The organism is Pseudomonas sp. HMSC063H08, assembly GCF_001813645.1.
Lineage (GTDB): Bacteria > Pseudomonadota > Gammaproteobacteria > Pseudomonadales > Pseudomonadaceae > Pseudomonas > Pseudomonas aeruginosa.
Map to the genome: position 1 here is coordinate 344 of NZ_KV813605.1, position 744 is coordinate 1,087.

Annotated in this window: 1 protein-coding gene; it reads right to left on the bottom strand. The window is 62.9% G+C overall.

Annotation, left to right across the window (positions count from 1 at the left end):
* Window positions 1–48: 48 nt before the first annotated feature.
* Window positions 49–744: PFL_4669 family integrating conjugative element protein (locus HMPREF2924_RS37110; RefSeq protein ID WP_070700823.1), on the bottom strand; the 696-nt coding region annotated here is incomplete at its 5' end.

The window sequence follows — 744 nt, forward strand, 5'->3', positions numbered from 1 at the left end:
TTTGTTGCAGAGCGCCTTGCTGGTCCTTATCGAGCTGCCGCATTCCGATCAGTCCTCAAGCTCAACACGGTCAGCGTCATCATCGGCATCACCGTCAGAGCGGCCCCGAGTGATCGGCGGAGCGAAGTTCGAGCGTCGGGTGCCCTCCAGGATGTCCTGCGGGATCTCGCCGAACTTCTCGTACATCTTCCGCGCGACTTCGGCGCGAGCGTTGTTCGCGGCGAAGTCGTCGCGAGTGGCGCCCGAGAACTGGTAGCTCTGGGCCAGACCAAAGAGGCTGCGCAGCACCGACGCGCCTTCGTCGAGCCAGACCTCCATGTCGCGGCGACCGACCAGCCCGACGTGCTGGGCCAGCAGGATTCGACGGGCGAGTTCGTCGTAGTTGGTCAGGAGATAGACCGCCTTGAAGCCGAGAGGGTTGGAGATGAACAATGGGACCTTGACCGGTGTGACTGACAGGTTCTCGGAGATATCGAGGGTCGCGGGCAGCTTGGCCATGACGTCATCCAGTCGCTGGTCGATGGCCTTGAGCGCGGCTTGGCAGCTCTCGACTTTCTCTTCGATCTGAACCAGCCACCAGTCGGAGTACGGATCGTCCTGTGCTGCCCCGCGGTGCATGCGATTCACGTAGGCGCAGAAGCCGGAGAGGCCGAGGATGCTGTGCTTGGCATCCGACTTCTGCCGGCCTGTCCAGATGCGGGCGGCGTGATAGGTGTGAAGCGTCAGGGCGACATCGCTGCGGAG